Annotated in this window: 23 protein-coding genes and 1 pseudogene; 11 read left to right on the top strand and 13 right to left on the bottom strand. The window is 71.3% G+C overall.

Going from position 1 to position 22,718, the window contains the following annotated elements:
* Window positions 1–45 precede the first annotated feature (45 nt).
* The gene (locus ACQUS7_RS03095; RefSeq protein WP_435127793.1) at window positions 46–873 is read right to left on the bottom strand and encodes an NAD(+)/NADH kinase; all 828 of its coding nucleotides are present in this window, start codon (window positions 871–873) and stop codon (window positions 46–48) included.
* Window positions 874–1,067: 194 nt separating this feature from the next.
* On the opposite strand from ACQUS7_RS03095, the gene ACQUS7_RS03090 reads away from it, so the two are divergent.
* A complete protein-coding gene (locus ACQUS7_RS03090) occupies window positions 1,068–2,396 on the top strand; it encodes a KaiC domain-containing protein (RefSeq protein WP_435144517.1) in 1,329 nt (442 codons plus the stop codon).
* A gap of 25 nt (window positions 2,397–2,421) precedes the next feature.
* On the opposite strand, the gene ACQUS7_RS03085 is transcribed toward ACQUS7_RS03090, so the two are convergent.
* The 4 genes from ACQUS7_RS03085 to ACQUS7_RS03070 all read right to left on the bottom strand — a co-directional run bounded on the left by ACQUS7_RS03085 (window position 2,422) and on the right by ACQUS7_RS03070 (window position 6,370).
* Window positions 2,422–2,958 (bottom strand): CARDB domain-containing protein, encoded by a 537-nt coding sequence (locus ACQUS7_RS03085; RefSeq protein WP_435144515.1) that lies wholly within the window; start codon window positions 2,956–2,958, stop codon window positions 2,422–2,424.
* A 99-nt stretch (window positions 2,959–3,057) separates the two neighbouring features.
* A complete protein-coding gene (locus ACQUS7_RS03080; RefSeq protein WP_435127799.1) occupies window positions 3,058–3,756 on the bottom strand; it encodes a nitroreductase family protein in 699 nt (232 codons plus the stop codon).
* Window positions 3,757–3,955: 199 nt separating this feature from the next.
* Window positions 3,956–4,372: a universal stress protein gene (locus tag ACQUS7_RS03075; protein ID WP_435144511.1), complete on the bottom strand. Its 417-nt coding sequence runs from the start codon at window positions 4,370–4,372 to the stop codon at window positions 3,956–3,958.
* A gap of 51 nt (window positions 4,373–4,423) precedes the next feature.
* Window positions 4,424–6,370 (bottom strand): ATP-binding protein, encoded by a 1,947-nt coding sequence (locus tag ACQUS7_RS03070; RefSeq protein WP_435144509.1) that lies wholly within the window; start codon window positions 6,368–6,370, stop codon window positions 4,424–4,426.
* A gap of 154 nt (window positions 6,371–6,524) precedes the next feature.
* Between ACQUS7_RS03070 and ACQUS7_RS03065 the strand changes: the two genes are divergently transcribed.
* The gene (locus ACQUS7_RS03065; RefSeq protein ID WP_435127805.1) at window positions 6,525–6,842 is read left to right on the top strand and encodes a hypothetical protein; all 318 of its coding nucleotides are present in this window, start codon (window positions 6,525–6,527) and stop codon (window positions 6,840–6,842) included.
* A 60-nt stretch (window positions 6,843–6,902) separates the two neighbouring features.
* Here the strand turns inward: ACQUS7_RS03065 and ACQUS7_RS03060 are convergent, their stop codons facing one another.
* Together ACQUS7_RS03060 and ACQUS7_RS03055 are read right to left on the bottom strand one after the other, a co-directional pair.
* A complete protein-coding gene (locus tag ACQUS7_RS03060; protein WP_435127807.1) occupies window positions 6,903–8,387 on the bottom strand; it encodes a sodium:solute symporter family protein in 1,485 nt (494 codons plus the stop codon).
* On the bottom strand, window positions 8,380–8,604 hold the full coding sequence (locus ACQUS7_RS03055) for a DUF3311 domain-containing protein (protein ID WP_435127809.1): 225 nt from the start codon (window positions 8,602–8,604) through the stop codon (window positions 8,380–8,382). The genes ACQUS7_RS03060 and ACQUS7_RS03055 overlap by 8 nt, the downstream gene beginning before the upstream one ends.
* A gap of 240 nt (window positions 8,605–8,844) precedes the next feature.
* Between ACQUS7_RS03055 and ACQUS7_RS03050 the strand changes: the two genes are divergently transcribed.
* The 3 genes from ACQUS7_RS03050 to ACQUS7_RS03040 are packed head-to-tail and all read left to right on the top strand — an operon-like array spanning window position 8,845 to window position 10,991.
* Entirely contained in the window at window positions 8,845–9,300 is a 456-nt protein-coding gene (locus ACQUS7_RS03050; protein ID WP_435127811.1) for a DUF2240 family protein, read from the top strand.
* A complete protein-coding gene (locus ACQUS7_RS03045; protein WP_435127813.1) occupies window positions 9,300–9,686 on the top strand; it encodes a hypothetical protein in 387 nt (128 codons plus the stop codon). The genes ACQUS7_RS03050 and ACQUS7_RS03045 overlap by 1 nt, the downstream gene beginning before the upstream one ends.
* Before the next feature lie 57 nt (window positions 9,687–9,743).
* The gene (locus ACQUS7_RS03040) at window positions 9,744–10,991 is read left to right on the top strand and encodes a DNA double-strand break repair nuclease NurA (RefSeq protein ID WP_435144502.1); all 1,248 of its coding nucleotides are present in this window, start codon (window positions 9,744–9,746) and stop codon (window positions 10,989–10,991) included.
* Between the two features lie 136 nt (window positions 10,992–11,127).
* On the opposite strand, the gene ACQUS7_RS03035 is transcribed toward ACQUS7_RS03040, so the two are convergent.
* The 3 genes from ACQUS7_RS03035 to ACQUS7_RS03025 form a co-directional block, all read right to left on the bottom strand.
* On the bottom strand, window positions 11,128–11,463 hold the full coding sequence (locus tag ACQUS7_RS03035; RefSeq protein WP_435127817.1) for a DUF7113 family protein: 336 nt from the start codon (window positions 11,461–11,463) through the stop codon (window positions 11,128–11,130).
* 139 nt (window positions 11,464–11,602) lie between these two features.
* Window positions 11,603–12,961 (bottom strand): glycosyltransferase family 2 protein, encoded by a 1,359-nt coding sequence (locus ACQUS7_RS03030; protein ID WP_435127819.1) that lies wholly within the window; start codon window positions 12,959–12,961, stop codon window positions 11,603–11,605.
* A 26-nt stretch (window positions 12,962–12,987) separates the two neighbouring features.
* A complete protein-coding gene (locus tag ACQUS7_RS03025; RefSeq protein ID WP_435127821.1) occupies window positions 12,988–14,394 on the bottom strand; it encodes a lamin tail domain-containing protein in 1,407 nt (468 codons plus the stop codon).
* A gap of 350 nt (window positions 14,395–14,744) precedes the next feature.
* On the opposite strand from ACQUS7_RS03025, the gene ACQUS7_RS03020 reads away from it, so the two are divergent.
* Window positions 14,745–15,653, top strand: a complete 909-nt coding sequence (locus ACQUS7_RS03020) for an HFX_2341 family transcriptional regulator (RefSeq protein WP_435127823.1) — start codon at window positions 14,745–14,747, stop codon at window positions 15,651–15,653.
* A gap of 43 nt (window positions 15,654–15,696) precedes the next feature.
* Here the strand turns inward: ACQUS7_RS03020 and ACQUS7_RS03015 are convergent, their stop codons facing one another.
* Complete coding sequence (locus ACQUS7_RS03015) at window positions 15,697–16,779, bottom strand: hypothetical protein (protein ID WP_435127824.1); 1,083 nt, start codon at window positions 16,777–16,779, stop codon at window positions 15,697–15,699.
* Between the two features lie 143 nt (window positions 16,780–16,922).
* Complete coding sequence (locus tag ACQUS7_RS03010; protein WP_435144497.1) at window positions 16,923–17,672, bottom strand: DUF1405 domain-containing protein; 750 nt, start codon at window positions 17,670–17,672, stop codon at window positions 16,923–16,925.
* Between the two features lie 209 nt (window positions 17,673–17,881).
* Here ACQUS7_RS03010 and ACQUS7_RS03005 point away from each other — a divergent pair, with 209 nt between their 5' ends.
* From ACQUS7_RS03005 to ACQUS7_RS02995, 3 genes and pseudogenes are all read left to right on the top strand, one after another.
* Window positions 17,882–18,604: a DUF1405 domain-containing protein gene (locus ACQUS7_RS03005; RefSeq protein WP_435144494.1), complete on the top strand. Its 723-nt coding sequence runs from the start codon at window positions 17,882–17,884 to the stop codon at window positions 18,602–18,604.
* A 50-nt stretch (window positions 18,605–18,654) separates the two neighbouring features.
* Window positions 18,655–18,987, top strand: a pseudogene (locus ACQUS7_RS03000) (ArsR/SmtB family transcription factor); the annotation flags it as partial.
* 234 nt (window positions 18,988–19,221) lie between these two features.
* Entirely contained in the window at window positions 19,222–19,572 is a 351-nt protein-coding gene (locus ACQUS7_RS02995; protein ID WP_435145234.1) for a hypothetical protein, read from the top strand.
* 68 nt (window positions 19,573–19,640) lie between these two features.
* Here ACQUS7_RS02995 and ACQUS7_RS02990 read toward each other — a convergent pair whose 3' ends face one another.
* Window positions 19,641–20,219, bottom strand: a complete 579-nt coding sequence (locus ACQUS7_RS02990; RefSeq protein ID WP_435127829.1) for a hypothetical protein — start codon at window positions 20,217–20,219, stop codon at window positions 19,641–19,643.
* A gap of 107 nt (window positions 20,220–20,326) precedes the next feature.
* Here ACQUS7_RS02990 and gatD point away from each other — a divergent pair, with 107 nt between their 5' ends.
* Both gatD and ACQUS7_RS02980 read left to right on the top strand, forming a co-directional pair.
* Window positions 20,327–21,589 (top strand): Glu-tRNA(Gln) amidotransferase subunit GatD, encoded by a 1,263-nt coding sequence (gene gatD / locus ACQUS7_RS02985; protein ID WP_435144491.1) that lies wholly within the window; start codon window positions 20,327–20,329, stop codon window positions 21,587–21,589.
* Window positions 21,586–22,554, top strand: coding sequence for a GNAT family N-acetyltransferase (locus ACQUS7_RS02980; RefSeq protein ID WP_435145232.1), 969 nt, complete (start codon window positions 21,586–21,588; stop codon window positions 22,552–22,554). Before gatD ends, ACQUS7_RS02980 begins: the two co-directional genes overlap by 4 nt.
* The last annotated feature ends 164 nt before the right edge of the window (window positions 22,555–22,718 follow it).

Raw genomic sequence — 22,718 nt, 5'->3', positions numbered from 1 at the left:
CTCTTGGGGCGTCGTAACCGGTAAAGAACACACTGCTACGGCGGATTACTCCAGTTTCTGAAGCGCGTCGAAGAAGTTGCCTGACGGGCCGGCGATGCGGACCGGCGGGCTCGTGGTTTCGACGACGACCTCGGTGGGGACGTCGACGGTGTGCGGTTCGCGTCCGTCGCTGATGACGACCGCCCGTTCGGCGTCGGTGAGCGTGACCGACACCGCGTCGTCGGCGTCGACGACGAGCGGCGGCATCCCGCCGCTGGCGCACATCTCGTTGACGACGACGCCGTCGACCGCCGGGTGGACGAGCGGGCCGCGTTCGCTGAGGTTGTAGGCGGTGGAGCCGGTCGGCGTCGCGACGAGGACGCCGTCGGCCCGGCCGCCGGAGTACAGCGAGCCGTCGACGCGGACCTCGAAGCCGACGCCGCCGCCGTGGCCGCGGCGGGCGCCCTGCACCACGATTTCGTTGGCGGCCGGGTTGCTCTCCCAGTCGCCACAGCGGGCGGCGAGCCGCGGCGCCTCCCGGACGGAGAGCGCGTCGGCGCGATACGCCTCCACTTCGTCGAGCACCGCCTCGACGGCGTCGTCCGGCGAGACGGCGTTCAAGAACCCGACTTCGCCGAGGTTCACGCCGAGAATCGGGGTGCCGCCGGCGTTGCGCGCCGTGAACAGGAAGGTGCCGTCGCCGCCGATGGAGACGACGAGGTCGCAGTCGTCGAAGGTCGACACCGGCGTCCCGTCGCCGTCGTCTCCGAGCGCCGAAGCGGTCTCCTCGTCGACGGAGACGGCGACGTCCACCGACTCCAGCCGGTCGCGGATGTCCGCGGCGAGGTACGCCGCCCGGTCGTTCCCCCGCTGTGCGACGATGCCGACGTTCATGCTCCGCGGTTCGCCCGCCCCCCGGAAAAGCCCGCCGACAGCGGCCGGCCGAAGCGACGCGGACCGCGAGCGTCGGCCGTCGCGGGGCGCCGACCGGACGCCGGGGGAACATTCATGGCTGCCGGGGCCCCACCGCCTCACATGAACGACCGCCCGGCCCGTCACCGGACGGCCACGCGGCGGGAGGGTCAGCCGTGAGTGACGACGACGAGGACTGGTTCGAGCGCGCACTCCGCGAGGAGGAATCCGCGGAGAGCGAGGCTGAAACCGAGGAGACGGAAGCCGAGGCCGAAGAGACGGAAGCCGAAACTGAGGGAACAGAAGCCGGAGCGGAAGCGGAGTCGGAAGCGGAACAGCCTGAGCCGACTGGCGAGTCCGGCGGCGGACCAACCGGCGAGTCCGGCGGCGGTTTCGGCGAGCCATCGGAGTCGGGCGAAGCGGAGCGGTCGGAGCAGCCCCCGGGTGACGCGGAGGAGTTCGGCGGCGAAGCCACGGAGTCCGACCCGTTCGGCGGGTCGTTCGCGGACGCGATGGACGAGGCGCCGTCGCCCGGCGGCGGCTTCGAGGAGTCGGGCGGCGGCGGATTCGGCGGCGACGAGTTCGGTAGCGGCAGCGGCGGCGACGAATTCGGCGGAGGCGGCGGAAGCGGTGGCTTCGGCGACTTCGGCGGTGGGTCGGGAGAATCAGGCGGGTTCGGTGAGTTCGGCGGCGGTGGTGGAGGCGGAGGCGGCGGATTCGGTGACTTCGGGGGCGGTGGAGACGAGTTCGGCGGATTCGGCGGCGGCGGTGGCGGCACCGACTTCGACGAGGAGGAGTTCGAGTCCGAAATCGACCGCATCGACGTCGGCATCGAAGGGCTCGACGAGATGATTCTCGGCGGCGTCCCGCAGCGCTCGCTGATGACCGTCATCGGGAGCGCCGGCACCGGGAAGACGACGTTCGGCCTCCAGTTCCTGAACCAGGCGCTGAAAAACGACGGGAAGGGCGTCTACATCACGCTGGAGGAGTCCCGCGACGCCATCATCTCGACCGCCGAGGAGAAGGGGTGGCCGTACCGGAAGTACCACGACGACGGCGACCTCGTCGTCGTCGCGATGGACCCCATCGAGATGGCGAACTCGCTCGACTCGCTGCGGGACGACATCTCGCGGCTCGTCGACGAGTTCGGCGCCGACAGGCTCGTGCTGGACTCCGTGTCGCTGCTGGAGATGATGTACGACAGGCCGTCGAAGCGCCGCTCGGAGGTGTTCGACTTCGCGCGGTCGCTGAAGCAGGCGGGGGTCACGACGATGCTCACCTCCGAGGCCAGCGAGGACAACGCCTACGCCTCCCGGCACGGCATCGTCGAGTACCTCACGGACGCCGTCTTCATCCTCCAGTACGTCCGGCCGTCGGACTTCCGGGAGACGCGGCTCGCCGTCGAAATCCAGAAGATTCGGGACGCGAACCACAGCCGCGAGACGAAGCCGTACGAAATCACGAACGACGGCATCTCCGTCTACCGGCAGGCCAACATCTTCTGAGGCGGCCGCGGCGATTCCGTCTCCGTTACTGCTGCCGCAGGACGACCGCGCCGAGCACCGCGAGCGCGCCGACGAGCGCTGCGAGCGCCAGCTCCGGCGTGTCGACCGGTCCGCCGAGCCGGCCGCCGCGCTCTTCGACGACCATCGTCAGCACCGCCGAGGTGTCGTAAGCGTGCGCGTAGCTGTCGCCGTACAGCACCGCCTGTAGCCCGTGCGTCCCGGGCGTGGAGGCGTCGAGCCGCTGGGTCACTGTGACGGATTCGCCGGGTTCGAGCCGCTCCTCCCGGAGATTGAACGTCTCAGTTTCGTTGTTCGGCGACGCGGTCTTCAGCACGACCGTCGCGTTCGCCGCGACGTCGCCGCGGTTCTCCACGGTGACGTTCAGCGTCGCCGACTCCCCGCTGACGAGCCGGTCGGTCGACAGCGACACGTCGGCGAAACACAGTTTCTTCGCGCCGTCGGCCGCACAGTCAGTCCCGGCCGCGCCGACCGCCGGGCCGACCGCCACCGCCGCGACGAGCAACACCACGAACACTCCCGCTGCACCGCTCCGAACTCCCATACGCCGGCGCGGCGTCCGCCGCCCGTAAACCCTCGGGTCCGGCTATCGCCGATGAAAAACAGGGGCGTCGGAGACGCGGCGAACCGGTGGGCGGCCGGCTCAGTCGTCGCTCGTCGCGGCCGCGTCGGCCGAACCGCCGGCGTCGGCGAGCGTCGTCTCCTCGACCGGGTCGAACTCGCCGAAGTGCGCGATTTCGTCGACCGGGCGACGGTACTTCCGGGGGTTCTCGAGGTCGTCGGCGTCCTCGGCCGGGTAGCCGAGCGTGACGACCAGCACCGGCTCGTAGCCGTCGGGGACGTCGAACTCGTCGACGAGCGCGTCCGCGTCGAAGCCGCCGACCGGGCAGGACGCCACCCCCTGGTTCCACGCGGCGTTCATCAGCGACATCGCGGCGAGCGCCGACGACCGGGTGGTCCAGACGCGGCGCTCCGCCTCGGGCAGGTCGGCCATGCCGTCGGCCGTGTCGACGAGGTACTCCTTCGTCTCCTCGTCCGGGATGTAGTCTTTCGCCAGCCAGTCACCGAAGACGGCGTCGGCGTGCGCGGACGGGTCGAGGTTCCCGAACACGACGACGGCCGCCGACGCGTCGGTGACGTGCTCCTGGTCGTTCGCCGCCTCGCGGAGCCGCTCGCGGTTCTCGTCGGACTGCACGACGAGGAACTCCCACGGCTGCAGATTGAAACTCGACGGCGCGTACCGCGCCTGCCCGATGATGTCTTCGAGCGTCTCGCGGTCGACCGCTTCGTCGCTGTACTGGTGAACGGAGCGTCGGGACGTGACGACTTCTTCGAAGTCCATGGACGGACTACCCGCTCCAGCGGTTTGAGGGGACAGAACCCGGCGGACGGTTCGCCCACCCGGTTGTTTAACCGGGGCCCCGGCACGAATACTTGGGCGTTCCGGGAGATGACGCCGACGTAACCCGGTTACTTCGACGTCCCGAGTCGGTGTGTCACGACGCCGGTGGTCGGCGGGGAGCGGGCCGCTGCGGGGCGAATCAGCGCGCGACCGTCACCGGGACGGGCGCCGACCGGACGATTTCCTCCGCGACGCTGCCGAGCACGATGCGAGAAATCCCCTTCCGGCCGTGGCTCCCGACGACGACGTGGTCGACGTCGTGCTCTTCTGCGTACTCGACGACCGCCTGCGCGGGCCGGCCGACCGTCGTGTCCGTCTCCACGTCGCGGTCGACCAGGTCGGCGGCGTCTTCGAGCAGCCCTTCCGCGCGGGCCTTCGCGCCCTCGAACCACTCCTCGGCGCCGCTGGGGACGCCGGTGGTCGTCGAGTAGCCCGCCTCGGCGGGGTTGATGACGTTCACGAGCACGAGCGTCGCCTCGGGCCACTCCTCGGCCGCGAACCGCAGCGCCGTCGCTGACTGGTCGGAGCCGTCGACGGCGACGAGGATTCGGTCCATGCGACGCCGTACAGTGCCGCCCGGCAAAAACCCCTGTCACGGACCGCCGGCTCAGTCGCCGTGCCGGGTGACGCACACCGGGAGGCCGGTGACTTCGACCGGCTCGGAGTTGTCCGGCGAGTACACCACCATCTGCCCCTTCTCCATGTACGGCACTTTCTCGGCGAGCGACGGCGGGATGTTGACGGAGCTGATGGCGTCCTCGTCGCCGAGGTTCAACACGAGCCGCGTGTTCACCTGCTTGAACACGGCGTCCGCGACGTCCTGCGGGTCCTGCGTGATCAAGAACAGCCCGAGCCGCTCCTTCCGGCCCTGCTTGGCCGCCTCCGTGAACGTCTGAATTACCTTCCGCGCCTGGACGTTGTCGGCCGCCGCCAGGAAGTTGTGCGCCTCGTCCATCCCGAGCACCAGCGGCGTCTCGTCGACGCGCGCGCTGTTCGGGTCGTTCGACAGCTTGTCGTCGACGAGCATCGCGGAGACGGCGAGCACGAACATCTCCTTCGCCCGCGACGACGACAGGTGGTACGTCGGAATCACGGTGAGGCCGCCGGGCCGGACCAGCGTCGTGTCGAGGTCCGTAATCGGCTTCGCGTCCTGGTCGAAGATGCCCGACGGGATGCTGCGGACGCGGCGCTTCACGGCGTCGAACGTCGCCTCGTGCACCCGGCCGGACTCGTCCAGTTCCTCTTTGAGCGCCGGGTCGTCGAGGAACGACAGGAACTGCTGGTAGGTGCCGCCGTCGTAGTTCCGGAAGAACCGGTTGAGCAGCCTGGTGAGCGCCGGGTACTGGTTCTCGTTCAGCGACGCGCCGGCGACGAGCCACGGCATGTCGTAGTCGTCGACGATGCTGAACGGCACGGTGAACGCCACCTGCTCGGCCCGGTGACCCGTCCCGGGGTAGCTGACGCCGGCCTCCTTCGGTACCAGCGCCACGGTGTCGTCGTGGCCGCCGTGGGAGATGCCTTCGCGTTCGAGGCGGCGCTGCCAGTCCGCGTCGACCGCGTCGTTGTCGTCGTGCATCTGCGCGTACTCGTCCTGCGGGTCGAACATGACGACGCCGGCGTTGGCGTCGCGGCCGTCGTCCATCTCGTACGTCCGGTCGAGGTACTGCCGCAGCACGTTCTTCGCGGCGTGCGTCTTCCCGGAGCCGGTGCCGCCGGCGACGAGCGTGTGCCGGAACACCAGCGGGTCACCGTCGGCGTAGTCGTCTTTCAGCCGGTAGTCCACCGTCGCCGGCTCCGCGGCGGTCCGCACCGTCTCCCCGCCGACCGACAGGTGCCCGAGGAAGACGCCGTCCTCCGGAATCGCGAGGCCGGTCTTGATCTGCTCGGCGTCGGTGGCCTGCTGGACGAGCGCGCCCGGCTTCGGCACCCGGTCGACCATCCGCCGCTTCAGTTCTGCCTCGTCTCCGTCGCCGTCGGAGAACAGCACCGCCACCGGGTCGAGTTCGGCGACGAACTTGTAGTCCGCCTCGGTGAAGCCGTCGCGGCCGCCCTGCATCCGCCGCCGCGCCGTCAACTCGGTCGCGTCGTCCGTCTGGAACTCCTGGGCGTACTCCAGCGCCGTGATGCGCGCGAACAGCGTCTCGCCGTCCGGATACGGCACCAGCAGGTACGTCCCGATGCGGACCTCCTCGCGGTTGCCGGCGGTGACGAACGCCTGCAGGCTCGTCTCGTCGCCGTCCTCGGAGACGCGGAGCCCCTGCGCCACCGAAATCGTCCCGAGCGCCTCCGCAGTCCCGGCGTCGGCGGCCGCCATCGCGAACTGCGCGAAGCCGCTGTCCGGGTCGCCGTCACCGCCGGCGACACTGTCGTCGCCGGCGGCGTCGACGCCCGCGGCGCGGTCGCCGCCCCCGCCGACCGAGCCGTCCGAGTCCGCGGCGCCGCCGCCGGAAGCGTCCCCCGCGCTCCCGGACCCGCCTGCGTTCCCGGAGTCGCCGGAGCCGGAGCCGCCGAACTCCTCGAAGTCGCCGAGGTCGGAGTCGCCGAAGTCGGTCATGTCCGCGTCCACGGCAGCAGCCCGTAAAAACGTCTTCCTCCGCCGGCGCCCTGTCGGTTTCGTCGACGCCGACCGGGCGCCGACTCGGCGCTCACCCCACCGCGACGATGCGCGACCGAGCGAATTAGGGGGCGGGGGCGGCGACGGTCTCGGTATGGCCCGAGCCCCGCCGGAGCCGTGGATGACGCTGCTGGCCGGCGCGGCGATACTGCTCGTCGGCTACCTCATCAAGTACCGCGGCTGGACGTCGCTCGTCGCCGGCGTCGGATTCGCGGACGGCGCGTCGTCGCCCGCCGTCGCGGCCTACGCCGGGAACGTCACGCTCGTCGCCGGCGGCTTCGTGATTCTCGTCGGCGCCGTGCAGGCGCTCGGGCTGCTCCACCTGGTCCCCGGCTGGCTGCAGGCCGTGGCGTTCGTCGCCGCCGTCGTCGTCGTGACGCCGCGACTCGGCGTGCGGCCGGCGACGGACTGACGGCGGACTGACGACGACTCCTCGACGCCCGGGACGGAAATCAGGACGGCCGGCGCCCTGTCAGTCGGCGCCAAGACCGAACTTGGTGGCGTCTTCGCCGAGCGACGCGGTCGTCACTGCGGAGACGCCGACGGTGGCGAACAGGCCGAGCAGCATGCACCACAGCCGGATGTCCCACGTCAGGTAGGTGCCGGCGACGACGCTCGGCAGGAACACGTGGACCAGGTAGACCGCCTGGCTGAGGAGGATGCCGGCGAGGACGCCGGCGCGGGTCGTTCCGGCCCAGTACAGCGACACGAGCACGGGGAGCGCGAGCTGGGCGTAGCCGCCGAAGGCGGTGCCGCCGAGCGTCACGAGGAAGCCGAGTCCGGTTCCCTGCCCGGCGACCAGCGAGGCGAGCAGCGTCAGCGTCGCGAACGCGGCGACGCCGACCCGCGCCACCCAGCCTTCGCGGCTGTCCGAGGCGTCCGGTGCGACGAACGGCCGGTAGAGGTCGCGGGTGAAGTACGACGACCCGGACAGCAGCATCGAGTCGGACGACGACATCATCGCGGCCATCGCGCCGGCGATGACGAGCGCCGCGAACCACGTCGGCGTGTACTGCGTGAGCAGCGCCGGCAGGACGTTGCTGCCGGACGCGACGTCGACGCCGAGGCCGGCGGCCCACGACCCGAGCAGGAACGCCGGGACGAACAGCAGCAGCACCAGCACCGGCCACAGCGCGAACGACCGCTTCAGCGTCGCCTCGTCGTTCGCGACGAAGAACCGCTGGTTCACCTGCGGGAACATGGCGACGCCGAACGCGATGGCGACCGCCTGCGCGATCATCCACTGCGGCGAGTAGAGGCCGCCGCCGAGCGCGAGGAACTCGGGGTTGTTGGCGGCGAGCGCGTCGGAGACGGCGCCGTAGCCGCCGGCGGCCGACAGCACCCACGCGACGGCGAGCCAGACGACGCCGAGCATGAACACGCCCTGCAGCGTGTCGGTCCACGCGACGCCGCGCATCCCGGAGAGGACGACGTACGCGACCATGAACACCGTGATGAACGCGGCGCCGCCCCAGTACGGGACCGCGCCGTCGGTGAGGCCGACGATGGCCTGCCCGGCGCCGACCTGCTGGAGCATCACGTACGGGAACAGCCACAGCAGGCTGACGCCGGCGACGGTGCCGCGCAGCAGCGTGGAGCCGAACCGGTCGCCGAGCATCTCGCCGAGCGTCACGTAGCCGTACTCCCGGCCGACGAGCCACTGCTTGTAGCCGATGACGTACCACAGCACCGCGAACAGCAGGCCGTCCATCGTCCCCATCACGAGAATCCACTCGGGGCCGGACTTGTACGCGAGGTTCGGGCCGCCGAAGAACGTGAACGCCGACAGCAGCGTCGCGAACGTCGTGAACAGCAGGACGCCGGTGCCGACCGAGCGGTTCGCGAGGTAGTAGTCCTCGGCGGTCCGGTCGGTGAGCCGGTAGGCGACGAGCCCGATGGCGAGCGCGACGACGAGGTAGCCGGCGATGATGCCGAGCGACAGCGCCGCGTCAGCCACGCCGGATCACCTCCGCGTCGATGCCGCGGTCCCACGCGCCCCTCGTGAAGCCGTAGAAGACGACTGAGGCGAGCGCGAGCCAGCCGACGTGCCACCACAGCCACACCGGGAGTCCGGCGACGGTCGTCGAGTCGCGCCACATGAACCACGGAATCGCGAACGCCACCAGCACCGCCATGGCGATAACCCACAGGAAGTCGGTTCGGTTTCGGGGCATGACCGAACTGTTGATACCAATATTACGTAAAGATTGTCCAATCGCCGAGAATCGCCACCGCTGAAGATATATTCTCTTCATAGGTGGTCGTGGGTGGCTCACGGCGAACAGTCCCTCGGCCGGGCAATCTTCGCCCAGCCGGCAGTTTCGACTCGACGGCGTCGCCCGCCCGGACTCGGCAGCGCCGGAGACGGCCGGACGATAGCCGCGTTTTTGTCGCGGCGCGCCGACAGTCCAGCCATGAGTCTGGAGGCCGCCGTGGCGGTCCCGTTCCGCGGGGCCGGCACAGACCGGATGGGTGAAGGCGAGTTCGTCGTGGCGCTGTCGCTCGACCGCGACTGGTTCTCGCCGGACCAGGCGAAGCGGCTCATCGACGTCGCCGCCGGCCGCGGCCTCATCGAGCAGCGCGACGGCGACCTCGTCGCCGACTTCGACCCGGCGGAGGTGCACGTCCCGGAGGACTTCCGGCCGAGCGAGGACGTGCTCCACGAGCAGTCCACGTTCGAGAAGGCCGTCGACGCGCTCGTCGCGTCCGGCGTGGAGAAGCGCGAGGCGGTCGCGGCCGCCAACGAGCGGCAGCGCGAGGCCGGCGTCACCCTCGAAGCCGCCGCGGTGCTGGTCGCCCGCGAACGCGGCGTCGACGTCGACGGCATCGCCGCCGAAGCGCGCGAGTCGCTGCTCGCGGAGGGCGAGTGATGGTCGACGACCGCACCACCGACGGCGTCCGCATCGCGCAACTGCTCGCCTCGGAGCTCTCCGGCGAAATCGGTCGGCTCGCCGGCGTCACCGTCACCGACGCGAACCCGGACGTCGAACCAACGACCGACGGCGCCCGGGCCTACAGCGTCCGCGACGGCGAGGTCGACGGCGACGAACGCCTCCTCGCCGAGGTGTTCGTCCACCCGGACCGCGTCCGCGTCGAGTTCGTCGCGGCGCCCGACGTCGCGGCGAACGCCGGCGAGGACGCCGGGCTCCGCGTCCGGCCGAAAGCCACCGAGCCGCCGCGGACCATCGTGTTCGTCGAAGACGGCGCCGAGGCGAAGCGCGTCGTCGACGTGTTCGACGCCGTCGTCCGCGAGTGACCGCCCGTCGCCCCGCGGACCGCACGGTTTTTGCGGCGCGGCCGCGGTGAGTCGACCGTGACGCTGGACCCGGTTCACGTCGACACCATCGCGTATCTCGCCTCCTCCATCGCGGACGGCGTCGACGACGCGGACCACGACGACCTGGCTGGGACGGTGTGGCGCGACTGGCTCGACCCGCTTCGCGAGGAGGGCCGCCCGGTCGTCGAGCCCGTCGGTGACCACGAGCTCCGCCGGGCCGCCGTCGAGGACGCGGCGCTGGCGGAGCGGCCGTTCGAGACGAGCCACGGCGTCGACTCCGGGACGCTCAATCCGACGTCGTTCAAGAACGGGCTCGTGCTGGACGTGGCCCACGCCGCGATGGGGTCGGAGCCGACCGATCTCGACTTACACCGCGGCCGCAGCGTCGTCGTCACGGTGCACGCCAACGACGCCACCGTCTACTTCCCGGACGTCACCGACGACTGGTCGCGGTACGACGACGGCCACAGCGAGCGCCGCGTCCTGAAGGTGCCGCGGACGCGGCGGTTCGCCGACGAGACGGTGCACGAACTGGCGCTGTCGCTCGCCGAGTCCCACCACGCGCTCCAGCACGTCCACCTCGTCGACGACCTGCTGGTGCTCGACGGGCCGCTGTACCCGAAGCGCCTGCTGAACTGGGCGACCCGCGACCAGGAACTCCGCGAGGTCGCCTACGGCGACACGGTCGCGGAGGCCGTCGAGAACTACGTCAGGCTGGTGGAGGCGTGCATCGACCGCGGCGTCCCGCTCGTCGGCTTCGTGAAGAACCCGACGACGGGCTACGTCACCCGGACGCTCGACGCGAAGGGCGTGGACGCGCCGTGGCCGGACGACACCGCGATGTTCACGCGGCTGCTCGAGCGCCGCGCGGACGGCGAGCGGGACACGGACGCGGTGACGTTCACGTCCTGGCTGTACAGCCGCGGCGGCTCCGACGAGCCGATGTCGGCCGACGGCGACGCGCTCGGCGTCGACCGCGACCGCGACCCGGCGCTGTACGAACTGACGTTCATGCTGGTGTACGAACCGCGCGAGGACGTCCTGTTCAAGGTGGAGGCGCCGGCCGCGTTCACCGAGGACGACGCGGTCCGCGACGCGCTCACCCAGCAGGTCGTCTCGGAGGTCGCCGCCGAGCAGGGGCCGCCCGCCGCGGTCCGGAAGGCCGACGAACTGGCCCGCATCGGCGTCGGCGAGAAGCAGTCGCTCCGCCGGAAGTTCGAAGACCGGTTCGGCGCCGAGCACCTCCGCACCTACGACGACGTCCGCTGGGCCGACGACGAGTAACGAGGTCGCCGCGGGCACCGACACGCCGAGGTCGGGGTCGACGCGCCACGTCGGCGAGGTGACGCTAGCTCTGTGACCGCGCCGCGCCGGCGACGTTGCTTCCGTCGGCCGCGTCGGCGACGCGGCGGCGACCCGTCTACGCCGGCTCCTCTTTCACGACGTCGACGTCGACGTCCGCTTCCGGGACGCCGACGCGCGCGAACTGCGTCCGGATGTGTTCTTTCGCGGCCGCGACGGCCTGGTCGCGCGTGTCGAAGCCGCGCGGCATCGGCGACTCGAACGCCACCCGAATCGTCTCGCCGTCCACGGTCAACTCGGACCCGCCGCTCTCCACCTGGTAGAACTCGTCGCAGACCCAGACGTACGGCGCGTCCTCGTCCGGCGCGCCCTTGAACGACGGCGCCTCCTCGCCGCGCTCGTACACCGTCCCGGTGAGCGCGGTTCCGCCCCCGCGCCCCCGAACCTGTAACATGCACCGGAGTACGCGGCCGACGCGGAAAAGTCGTCCCCCGCGACGCCATTCCGGTGGATTCGCGGTCGCGGCGTCGCGGTTGCCGTGCGCGGCTGGCCTCCGTGCTGCTGCACCGCCGCCGCGACGCGGCGGCCCGCTCTCACTGCTCCGTCTCCTCGCTCTTCTCCGTGGTTTCGAACGTCTCCGGCGGCGAGACGAGGCCCCAGGCGGCGCCCGCCGAGTGCGCCGCGGTGACGAACGGGTAGAGGAGGAACACCGGGAGGGTTCGGAGCGCCGGGCCGTCGTAGTACCGCCAGCCGCGCCACACCCAGACGAGCGAGAACACGAACAGCGCCTGCGCGAGCAGGTGAAACGCGAATCGGCCGGGGAGACCCTCGGGGACCGCTCTGCTGAACAGCAGGAGGAACGGCGTCACGGGGCTGAACGCCCACGAGACGTTCCGGAGCGTGTCGAGCGCGCGGTACCACCGCGTGAGGTACTGCTCCTCCCGGAGCGTCCCGACGAACCACCGCCGGCGCTGCGCCAGCATCGCCCGCACCGACGGCGGCGCCTGGTTCCGGAACTTCGTCTCCATGACTTCGAGGCTCGCGCCCCGCCGCGCGGCGTGCCACGCGAACACCGTGTCCTCGATGAGCGTGTCGTAGTTCCACGTCACCTCGTCCTCGACGGACCGCCGAATCGCGACGCCGCCGCCCCAGACGTACAGCGGGACGCCGAGCTTCTCGAAGCCGCGCTGCTCCGTCTGGTACCCCATCCGGAGCACCTCAGCCCAGTACGTCAGGTACGACCCGGTGTACATCGGCCACTCGCGGAACTGGACGATGTCCGCGTCGGGGAGCCCGTCGAACTCCGTCACCAGCGTGTCCTCGTCCAGGAACAGGACGTACTCCCTGTCGCACGGGACCGCTCTGCGCGCCCACTCCAGCGCCCGGCCCTTCCGGGTCGCCTCGCAGTCGAACTCGTCGGGGACGACGTGGACCTCCGCGCCGTCGACGTCCATCGGCTCCTCGGCGACGACGTGTCTGTCGTCGAGTCGCTCCGGGAGCGCGTCCACGGTGTTCTGCACGACGCTCTCGGCGGACACGGTGAGGATACGCACCTGCACCGCGTCCGCGTCGTGTTCGAGCGGCGCCGGGTCGGCCTGCCGTCCGCAGTACGCCTCGTACGCCCAGATACCGGTCGGGACGACGTAGACGGCGACGAACCCCCACAGCGACACGTAGACGTAGGTCAGCAGGTGCCCCCTGAACGGGACGCGGGCGAGATAGCCGAACACCGACAGCACCGCGACGGTGAACGCCGCGATAATCAGCGCCGCGACGATTCGCTCCGTCGAAAAGGCGTACTCCGTGTCCCACGACACCGGGCCGGGGAAGCGGTCCCGGTCGGGCGTCGGAACCGCCTCCCGCAGCCGGGCCGTCGAGAAGTCCCACCACCACTCCGGGGTGAGCCCGGACTCGCCTTCGGAGGCCGCCGCGGATTCTGACTCCGTGTCCATCGTGATTCAGCGGCTGAGCCGTCCGGTCACCGAGGCGGGTACGTGTGGCGGAGCACCGTCGTTCCGGCGTCGTCCTCGACGAGAACCGTGTCGCCGTCGTTGTTCCAGACCGGGGAGTCGACGCCCCAGTAGAGGTCGTTTTCGTCCCACTGGCCGTCGCCCGTGTGCAGCCGGAAGCGGTCGCCGGCGTTCAGCGTGAAGCCGTCCGGCAGGTGGAACTGCCAGCCCTCCGCGTCCGCGACCGTGTAGCCGGTCAGGTCGAGCGCGGCGTCCCCGTCGTTCGCGAACTCGACGTACTCCGCAGCGAGGTTCTTCCTGTCGCCGCCCGCCGGGTTCACGTTCAGGTCGGTGACGACGAGCGGGACGTCGGAGTCGGCGTTGTTGAATCCGCCCGGCTGGACCGCGTCCTTCCCGCGGAACCACGTGTACGAGCCGAGTTTCCCGGTGAGGAAGCCGTACGCGGAGTCGAGCGTGAAGTTCGCCGCCTTCGTCTTGTACTCCAGATACAGCGTCCCGTTCTGCCGGTAGTACTTCTGCGGGGTCGCGCCGTTCCCGCCGGCGAGGTGGCTTCGCGACCCGAAGTACACCGACTTGTTGCCGGGGTCGACGTCGCTCGGCGCCACCCACTCGGACGAGTCGGCGCCGCTCGGCGGGGACGTCACGGCGACCGTGATGCGCCGTTTCGCGTACGGGTCGAACTCGTTCGGGTCCGTCCCCGGCATGATTTCGACGTTCGCCCGCTTCACCGACCGCCTGTCTCCGGCCGGCCGAATCTTCACGGGCTTCCCCGGGTAGAGGTCGAAACTCGACGTGTTCCCGGGATCGCCGGCGACGAACCGCCACGAGTCCACGCCGCGCAGCGTCTTCGGCGTCACTTTGATTTTTCCGCCGTCCGCGACGCCCCAGAACGCGCCGCCGTCCGTCTCGCCGGCGCTCCACTCCCACTTCACTTTCGCGTTGCCGCCGTCCCACCTCTCGAAGTCGTCGTCGACGGCGGCGGCGTCGTCGCGGACCGCCCACTCGCCGCTCGACCGCGACAGCCCGGAGAACGTGAACAGCGCCGTGCCGCCCGTCTCGGCCGTCGGGGCGCCGTGCAGGAAGACGAGCGACGACCCGACCGGCCCGTCGTAGACGAACAGCCGCGAGGCCGCCGGGTCGTCGATGACGTCGACCGCGGGGCTCGCCGTCCCCGACGACTGCTGGTACCCGTAGAACTGCTCGACGGTCCGGTCCTGGTACGACAGCGGGTCGACTTCCCAGTGGAGTTTCCCCTGCTCGACGAGGTAGCGCCGCTCCGTCGACGACCCGGTGAGCGCCGAGTAGGCTGCGGTCCCACCGACCGCCGCCGTCGTGAGGCCGCCGGCACCCAGCAGGACTCCTCGCCGTGACAGCGACGAGTCCTCGGTCGACGCCGAATCAGACCCTTCGGACATTGAGATACCACAGTGTCGACGGAGAACACTGAAAAGAAACACGGCCGTTCGTGTCCGGACACTGACCGTGGCGAACGGGGCTCGTTCGCCGCCACGAGCCGTCTCGATTCGCTGCGGGTCGGGCGGATTGGTGCGGCTGCGTCGTCCGAACCCGGATAATGCAGACAAAACGTATTAGAAAACAAGAACGACTGGTCGGCGCTCCTCTCTACTGGCAGAAATGACCGGGTGTTCGTCTCCATCCCGCGCGCTGCAGGCGCGGTGAGGGCGCGGACGTCGCCGCCGAACGGCGGAATCGGGTGCGGCGGTGGCACGGCACCCTTTTCTCGCCCCGGCGGGAAGCGGGAGGCATGGAGACGCACGTCGTCCCGGTCGGCTTCGACTACGACCGGCTCATCGCGCCGCTGGTCCGCGACCAGTTCGACGTGGACCGCGTCGTGCTGCTGGAGGGCGCGGTGGGGAGCGAATCGAACGTCGAGTACTCGCGGACGCTCGCGAAGAAACTGGAGACGGACTTCCGGAACCTGCTCGGCGCCGAAACCGAGCGCGTCACGGTCGCCGACGTGTACGACTACGACGCCGCCTTCGAGCAGGCGTACGACCTCATCAACGCCGAACTCGACGCCGGCGCCGAGGTGTGGGTGAACGTCTCGGCGATGCCGCGGCCCGTGTCGTTCGCGTTCGCCACCGCCGCCCACTCCATCACGCTGGAGCGGCAGGAGGACCGCGACCGCATCCACACCTACTACACGGCGCCCGAGAAGTACCTCGAAACCGAACTCGCGGAGGAACTCCGCGCGTCCCGCGACCTGCTCGCGGACGTCCTCGCCGACGACGCCGTCGACGACGACCGCGTCGAACGCCGCCTCGACGCCGCCACCGGCCTGCTGGAGGAGTTCGACGAGCGCGGCGTCACCATCGGCGCGAAGGAGATCGACGGCAGCCACATCGTCGAACTCCCGGTCGCGTCCTTCTCGAACGTCAAGCCGTTCGAGGAGGTCATCCTGTTCAAGCTCGGCGAGGACGGCGAGTTCGAGTCCGTCTCGGAGCTCGCGAAGGCGCTCGCCGCCGAACTGAACGAGGAGTACACCGACTCGTTCCGCTCGAAGGTCATCTACAACGTCGACCGGCTCGGCCCCGGCGGCAAAGGGTACGTCGAACAGGAGTCACACGGCAAGTCCTACCGGACGCGGCTGTCGCGCATCGGCGAACTCTGGGTCCGCGCGCACGCCGACGGCGACGGGCAGCGGCCGGACTGACGCCGCGGCCGCTCGGCCCCCGGCCGGGGCGGGCGTCCGCCGGTCAGAAGTCGAGGCCGCGCGGCGCGGCGGACGGCGCGAGCGGCGGCTTCGGGAGCCGCGGCGGCACCGTCGGGTCGTTGTAGGCGGCGGGCGCGACGTCGTTCGGGCCGTCCGGGTAGAACAGCGACGCCAGCGTGTGCAGGTGGCTGCGGCCGACGCCGAGTTCGAACTGGCCGCCGCCGTACAGCGACACGTCGCGGTCCGCGGCCCACTCCAGCGTGTCGAACAGCGACTCCACGGACCCGAACCGCGACGGCTTCACGTTCAGCCACGACGGCTCGAACGGCAGGTCCTCGACGCTCTCGACGCCCGTAATCGGGTAGTCCCACGAGACGCGGTGCTCCTCGCCGTCGAACAGCGGCCGCGTCTCCTCGGTGAGCCCCGGGTCTTCGATGACGGCGTCGGGGAACGAGTCGAGCAGCGACCCGTAGTAGTCCGCGCCCGGCTCGACGGAGACGTCGCCGTCGTCGCGGTCGTACAGCGCCTTGAAATCCAGGATGCGGACGCGGTCGGCGGGCAGGGCCGCCACGACGTCGTCGGTCCACTCCCGCGTCGGGTCGAGCTTGAACTCCAGCCCCGGGACGCGGTCGGTCAGCGCCTCGACCCGGTCGGTCGACGGCGGCGTTCCGAGCCGCGTCGACGCCACGAACCGGACCGGGTCGCGGTCGCGGCCCAGCACGGCGCCGAGGTGCGTGTCGGACTGCCGGAGCGCCAAATCGAGCGCCGCCGACTCCACCGCCCAGCGCCGGTAGTGCCGCGCGGTCGGCCGCTCCGGCTGCTTCGTCGGGAACAGGTCGAGGTCGTCGAGCCGCGACGAGAACTCGCCGAACGTCCAGTCGCCGGCGAACGCGCCGCTGAAATCCACCGCCACCGTCGGCGCGCCGGCGTCGGGGTCGTCGAACAGCGCGTCGTGGTCCGCCGGCTCGTAACAGACGTCCTCGCCGCGGCCGAGTTCGCCGCCGCCCCGCAGCCGGAACGTCGTCGTCACGCGCTCGAACCCCGACGACGTGTCGCGGCAGCGACGCCGGAGCGACACCGAATCGATGGTCAGCGGCAGGTCGGCCACGGCCTCGAACAGGCTCATCGTTCGCCGTGACGGCCCCGACCGGCTTAGTAGTCAGGTCGAACCGGGCGGACGCGGAGTCGCACGACCGGCGGCGACGCCGGCGACGCCGACGGACGATCGCTCGCCGCCGTCCGAATCAGGGTCGATGCGGCGGCTGCGAGTCAGCCGTCGACGTGGCCGCGTTCGAGCAGTTTGACGCGCGTGGTGAGCGCGAGGAACGTCGCGAGCAGCGTCAGGACGACGGCGCCGACGGCGGCGTACTGGTGGGCGGGCCACGGGTGAGTGTACCAGCCGGTGACGGCGTCGACGACCTGCGGCGGCACCGTCGTGTGGTGCGGCGTCCCGACCACCGGGACGAAGTAGTCGACGACGTCGTTGACGCCGTACCACAGTACCGCGACGGCGACGGCGCGCACCGGGAAGTCGGTGATACGGTGGAGCACGAACGCCTCGACGACCATCGCGAGGTGCGAGCAGTACAGGAACAGGTACATCGGCCAGCCGACGCCGATGAAGCCGTCGAAGAACACCGACAGCGTGTACGGCGTCCACAGCCCGAGCTTCAGGCAGCCGAAGAACGCCAGCGCCGACCAGTACGGGCTCGGCCGGTCCAGGTACCACAGCCCGAAGGCGACGCCGATGAACAGCGTCGCGACCGGCGAGTCCGGGACGAACGCCCACATCGCCGGCGGCTCCGCGGCGAACTGCCAGACGACGGCCGGCTCGGAGAACGGGTGGAAGCCGTAGTACCAGAAGCCGAAGGCGGTGCCGACGAGGTTGACGAGCGCGACGACCGGCGCCAGCCGCAGCCCGAGGTCTTCGATGGCGGCGGGCAGCGGCGCGACGTACCGCGGCAGGTCGCGGCGGCTCGGCAGGTCCGGGTCCGTGAGGTGGTCGACGATGGCGGACATGCGCGGTTCGCGTGTCGGTTCGTCGCCGACGGTATAGCCGTGGCGGTGCCGGCCGCGCCGCCCGTACCGGCCGCGTCGACGCGGCTGTCCCGTCGACGCCCGCGGCGCCGTTCGCTCGCCGTCGACCGACGCACTCCCCGCGGCTCGCCCGGCTTCGCGGACCGGCACCGATTAAGCCGCGCCAGTGTGAACGCCGACGCAGACCCGCCGTGTCCCGCTCACCGCCGAACCCCGTCCCGGAGTCGCTCGCGGAGTTCTACCTGACGACGCCGTTCACGCTGGCGCTGCTGCTCGTCGGGAACGCGCTCGCGTTCCTCGTCGGCGTCCGCTACTACCTCGCGACGATGCCGGCGGTGCCGGCGCTGCTCTGGCCGCTGTACGGCGACTCGCCGACGGCGCTCGCGCTCGGCACGCTCGTCCTCGCCGCCGTGGTGCCGTTCGTCGGCTACCGGCTGGAGTCGGTGCCGACGAACCGGATTCTCGCCGCGCTGTCCACGCTCGCGGTCGTCTGGCTGGTGAAGATGGGCGTCTGGACGTTCGTCGCGCTGAACGTCCCGCTCGTCCGCCCGGACCTCCCGGTCGACCTCTACGTCGGCTTCGACCGCGATTCGCTGTGGGCGTACTGGGGGATTCTGGCGACCCACGCCGCGTTCGTCGCGGAGGCGCTGCTGCTCGCGCGCGTCGGCCGGACGAGCAGGCGGCTGCTCGTCGGCGCCGCCGCGCTCGCGCTCGCGAACGACCTGTTCGACTACGGCTTCCTCCTCGGCCTGCCGCTCTCCGGGCACCCGCCGGTCCGGTACGACCCGGGGCTGTTGCTCGGCGTCGCGTCCGTTGGAACGACCGTGCTCGCCGTCGCGGTCGCGGCCGCCGTCCTGCCGCGGAGCCGCCCGGATTCGGCCGACCAGTCGACGGACGGCGCCGCCGACCCCTGAGCCGCCCTGACGAACGCCTTTTGTCCTTCCGGCGCTCACTTCCGGTGTCCATGGATTCCGCGGTGCTCCTCGACCTCCTCGGCAACGAGAACCGCCGGCGCATCCTCCGGCTGCTCTCGCGCAAGCCCTGTTACGTCACGGAGATCTCGGAGTACCTCGGCGTCTCGCCGAAGGCCGTCATCGACCACCTCCGGAAACTGGAGGACGCCGGCCTCATCGAGAGCCACACCGACGACCGCCGACGGAAGTACTTCCACATCGCCCAGGACGTCCGGCTGGAAGTGAACGTCTCCCGGCACGGCTTCGGCACGAAGTCGGCCTACCCGGCGAACCCGAGCCTCGACATCTCGGGGCGGTGCCCGCACGTCCGCATCGACATCGACCTGCCGGACGCACACGTCGACGGCGCGGAACGAAACGGCGCAGCCGGCGCCGACGTCGAGGCCGACGCGGCCGCCGCCGACGTCGAGGCCGACGCGGTTGCCGGCGCCGACGCTGACGCAGACAGCGACGCGGCCCCGACCGACGACGCGGCTCCCGGTGGCGCCGCGGCCGACGGTACCGCAGCGGACGGTGCCGGAGCCGCGGACGCCGGGGCCGCGGACGCCGACGCGGCGGTGGAGGCCGGCGCCGCTCCGCCCGACGGCGCCGGCGGCGACCACGACGTCGGCGACCTCGCCGCTGAGTTCGAGCGGCTCCAGCAGCTCGAAAACGAGGTGTCGCTGGCGCAGCGCTGGGTGCACGGCCGCATGACGGCGCTGCTCGACCGGCTGAACGACCGGCTCGGCGTCGACGCCGACTCCCGGTTCTTCGCGCAACTGCTCAGCGCGGTGGATTCGACGGACGGGACGGTCCGCGCCATCGCCGGCGAGGTCAGCGCGGACCGCGGCACCATCGAAGAGGGGCTGCAGCAGCTCCGCGAGTCCGGCATGGTCGAACGCGACGGCGACCGCTGGGTCGTCGCGTAACCCGATTCGACGCTTCTCGCGGTTCGACGCCGCTCGTACCCGCCGGTCCGTCGCCGCGTCGCTCCGACTCAGACGTCGCGCGTGAGGCCGTCGCGGAGGTCGCGGCCGAAGTAGTAGCCCGCGACCGACAGGACCAGCCCGACGCCGACGCCGACGCCGGCGATGGGGACGCCGTAGTCCGCGAGGAGGTTCGTGCCGACGAGGACGCCGCCGACCGACAGCGTGCCGAGCAGGAACGCCGAGACGGCGGCGAGCGTCCCGGCGAACGCGGTTTCGAGGTAGGCGCGCCGACTCCTGACGAGCCCGAGCGCGAAACACGCCGCGAACAGCCCGACGTACCGGGTGAGTCCGCCGACGAGCGGCACGGCGCCGCCGACGAGCAGCCCCGCTGCGGCGACGACGAACGTCAGCAGCAGGCCGCGGAGCGTCACCGGCGACCGGCCCGACCCGACCGGCAGCCGACCGCGGAGCGACGGCACGCCGAACCGCGAGGAGCCGTCGGCACCGGCGTCGGGGCCGGCGTCGCCGGTCGCGTCCGCACCGCCGTCCGCGTCGTCGACGCGGTCCGCGTCGGCGTCCGCGTCCGGCTCCGCGCCGGCGACGTCGCGCTCGGCGAGCTCCTGCAGTTCGTCGACGCTCCGTGTCATGGCCGACGGTGCGGCGGCGACGCCAATGGGTCTTTCCCCGGCAGCGACGCCCGAGCGTGCTCGGACAAAGGCAGTTTCAAGTCCGGCGGCGCCGCTACCGTGAGGTAATGACACCGAGCCCCGGCGACCGCGTCCGCGTGGAGCGGAGCGGCGTCACGGACGAGGGCGTGCTGATGCCCTCGTCGGACGAAGCGCACCTGGTCGTGAAACTCGAAGGCGGCTACAACGTCGGCGTCGACCGCGAGGAGGCGACCGTCGAGGTGCTGGAGCGCGGCGCCCACGACGTCGACGAGGCGGGCGAGGAGGGCGGCGACGGCTCAGAAATCGAGTTCGACGAGGACCTGCCGACGGTGGCGCTCATCTCGACGGGCGGCACCATCGCGTCGACCGTCGACTACCGGACCGGCGCGGTGACGGCGCAGTTCGACGCCGAGGACGTGCTGCGGGCGGTGCCGGACCTCGCCGGCCGCGCGAACTACCGCGGTCGCGTCGTCGCGAACATGCTCTCGGAGAACATGGAGCCGTCGGTGTGGGTCGACCTCGCGGCGGCCGTCGCCGACGAGATCGAACGCGGCGCCGACGGCGTCGTCGTGATGCACGGCACCGACACGATGCAGTTCTCCGCGTCGGCGCTGTCGTTCATGCTGGACACGCCGGTTCCGGTCGTGTTCACCGGGAGCCAGCGCTCCGCCGACCGGCCGTCGTCGGACAACGTCATGAACGCGGTGTGCGCCGTCGAAGCCGCGAAGGCCGACTGCGCGGAGGTCATGGTCTGCATGCACGGGTCGCCGTCGGACGACTACTGCGCGCTCCACCGCGGGACGCGCGTCCGGAAGAACCACACGTCGCGCCGCGACGCCTTCGAGACCGTCGGCGCCGAGCCGCTCGGCCGCGTCGACTACGGCGTCGACGACACCGCGGTGTCGTTCGCGGACAAGCCCCGCCGGAGCCGCGGCGACGCCGACCTCGCCGTGGCCGCCGACCTGAACGAGGACGTGGAGCTGGTGAAGTTCACGCCCGGCATGGACCCGGCGGCGTGGGACTACCTCGACGGCGCCGACGGCGTCGTCATCGAAGGGACGGGGCTCGGCCACGTCCACACCGACCTGATTCCGCGCGTCGAGTCGCTCGTCGACGCCGGCACCACGGTGGCGATGACGAGCCAGTGCATCGAGGGCCGCGTCTGCGACCGCGTCTACGACACCGGCCGCGACCTGCTCGACGCCGGCGTCGTCGAGGCCGGCGACACGCTCCCCGGGACGGCGAAGGTGAAGCTGATGTGGGCGCTGGCGAACGCCGACGACCCGGCGGACGCGATGGGGCGCGACCTCGCCGGCGAACTCACCGAGGAGTCGCGTCCGTGGACATGACGGGCGGCGACCGGCTGCGGACGGACGGGGGCGCCGACCTGACGGTTCGGCAGGCGCGCGCCGCCGACGCCGACGCGGTCGCGGCGTTCACGCAGGACACGTGGAGCGAGCAGGGCGCCAGCGACTACCTCCCGGACGTGTTCCCGCACTGGGTGGAGTCGGACGGCCCGGACCAGCGGACGTTCGTCGTCGACGTGGACGACGGCGCGGACGTCGCCGGCGTCCTGCAGGGCGTCATGCTGAGCGACACGGAGGCGTGGGCGCAGGGGATGCGCGTCAACCCCGACTACCGCGGCCGCGGCCTCGGCACGAAACTCACCCGCGCCGTCTTCCGGTGGGCGCGCGACCGCGGCGCCGTCGTCTGCCGGAACATGGTGTTCTCGTGGAACGTCGCCGGCCTCGGCACCAGCCGCGCCGGCGGCTTCCGCCCCGGCGTCGAGTTCCGGTGGGCGACCCCGGAGCCGGACGGCGACGCGGAGCCGACGCTCACCGTCGAGGGCGACGCCGCCGCGGCGGACGCCGCGTGGGCGTTCTGGCAGCGAAGCGACGCCCGCACCGAACTCGACGGCCTCGTCATGGACGACGAGGAGACGTGGGCGTGCTCGGAGCTGCGCCGCGAACAGCTCCGCGAAGCGGCCGCCGCCGACCGGCTGTTCACGGTCGTCGACGGCGGCACCCGCGGCTTCACGTACCGCAGCTACACCACCGAGCGCGACACGGACGACGACGGCGGCACGGAAACCCTCGGCGTCTACGGCGTCGCCGCCTGGGACGACGTGGAGACCGCGCGGGCGCTGTACCGCGCCGTCGCCCGCGACGCCGCCGCCGAAGGCATCGACAGCGTCCGGGTGCTCATCCCGGAGTCCGTCCGCTGGGTGTCCGACACCGCCGCCACCCGCACCGGCGTCTCCGACGAACCCGACTTCCTGCTCACCGCCGACCTCACCGACGACGCCCTCTTCTGACCACGGCGTCGACTCCCGTCCTTCCGCCGCCGACCGCCCGTCCTTCCGCCGACGACGGCCGTCCGTCCAGCGTTCGGGCGGGACTGAAAGGGGCCGAGCGGTCGCGCGGCGAGACCCCGCAAGCACCGCAGCCGCCGAGCGAAGCGAGGCGGCGAGGCGCGCAG

It is taken from the genome of Halobaculum sp. P14, from assembly GCF_051195155.1.
Lineage (GTDB): Archaea > Halobacteriota > Halobacteria > Halobacteriales > Haloferacaceae > JBNTKA01.
The sequence above is the reverse complement of the archived record's forward strand: the minus strand, read 5'-3'. Positions and strand labels throughout refer to the sequence as shown.

What these genes read in the sequence shown, in the direction of transcription:
- ACQUS7_RS03095 (WP_435127793.1), bottom strand. Translation starts at nt 873, where the DNA reads ATGAACGTCGGCATCGTCGCACAGCGGGGGAACGACCGGGCGGCGTAC.
- ACQUS7_RS03085 (WP_435144515.1), bottom strand. Translation starts at nt 2,958, where the DNA reads ATGGGAGTTCGGAGCGGTGCAGCGGGAGTGTTCGTGGTGTTGCTCGTC.
- ACQUS7_RS03080 (WP_435127799.1), bottom strand. Translation starts at nt 3,756, where the DNA reads ATGGACTTCGAAGAAGTCGTCACGTCCCGACGCTCCGTTCACCAGTAC.
- ACQUS7_RS03075 (WP_435144511.1), bottom strand. Translation starts at nt 4,372, where the DNA reads ATGGACCGAATCCTCGTCGCCGTCGACGGCTCCGACCAGTCAGCGACG.
- ACQUS7_RS03070 (WP_435144509.1), bottom strand. Translation starts at nt 6,370, where the DNA reads ATGACCGACTTCGGCGACTCCGACCTCGGCGACTTCGAGGAGTTCGGC.
- ACQUS7_RS03065 (WP_435127805.1), top strand. Translation starts at nt 6,525, where the DNA reads ATGGCCCGAGCCCCGCCGGAGCCGTGGATGACGCTGCTGGCCGGCGCG.
- ACQUS7_RS03055 (WP_435127809.1), bottom strand. Translation starts at nt 8,604, where the DNA reads ATGCCCCGAAACCGAACCGACTTCCTGTGGGTTATCGCCATGGCGGTG.
- ACQUS7_RS03050 (WP_435127811.1), top strand. Translation starts at nt 8,845, where the DNA reads ATGAGTCTGGAGGCCGCCGTGGCGGTCCCGTTCCGCGGGGCCGGCACA.
- ACQUS7_RS03045 (WP_435127813.1), top strand. Translation starts at nt 9,300, where the DNA reads ATGGTCGACGACCGCACCACCGACGGCGTCCGCATCGCGCAACTGCTC.
- ACQUS7_RS03035 (WP_435127817.1), bottom strand. Translation starts at nt 11,463, where the DNA reads ATGTTACAGGTTCGGGGGCGCGGGGGCGGAACCGCGCTCACCGGGACG.
- ACQUS7_RS03030 (WP_435127819.1), bottom strand. Translation starts at nt 12,961, where the DNA reads ATGGACACGGAGTCAGAATCCGCGGCGGCCTCCGAAGGCGAGTCCGGG.
- ACQUS7_RS03025 (WP_435127821.1), bottom strand. Translation starts at nt 14,394, where the DNA reads ATGTCCGAAGGGTCTGATTCGGCGTCGACCGAGGACTCGTCGCTGTCA.
- ACQUS7_RS03020 (WP_435127823.1), top strand. Translation starts at nt 14,745, where the DNA reads ATGGAGACGCACGTCGTCCCGGTCGGCTTCGACTACGACCGGCTCATC.
- ACQUS7_RS03015 (WP_435127824.1), bottom strand. Translation starts at nt 16,779, where the DNA reads ATGAGCCTGTTCGAGGCCGTGGCCGACCTGCCGCTGACCATCGATTCG.
- ACQUS7_RS03010 (WP_435144497.1), bottom strand. Translation starts at nt 17,672, where the DNA reads ATGTCCGCCATCGTCGACCACCTCACGGACCCGGACCTGCCGAGCCGC.
- ACQUS7_RS02990 (WP_435127829.1), bottom strand. Translation starts at nt 20,219, where the DNA reads ATGACACGGAGCGTCGACGAACTGCAGGAGCTCGCCGAGCGCGACGTC.
- gatD (WP_435144491.1), top strand. Translation starts at nt 20,327, where the DNA reads ATGACACCGAGCCCCGGCGACCGCGTCCGCGTGGAGCGGAGCGGCGTC.
- ACQUS7_RS02980 (WP_435145232.1), top strand. Translation starts at nt 21,586, where the DNA reads ATGACGGGCGGCGACCGGCTGCGGACGGACGGGGGCGCCGACCTGACG.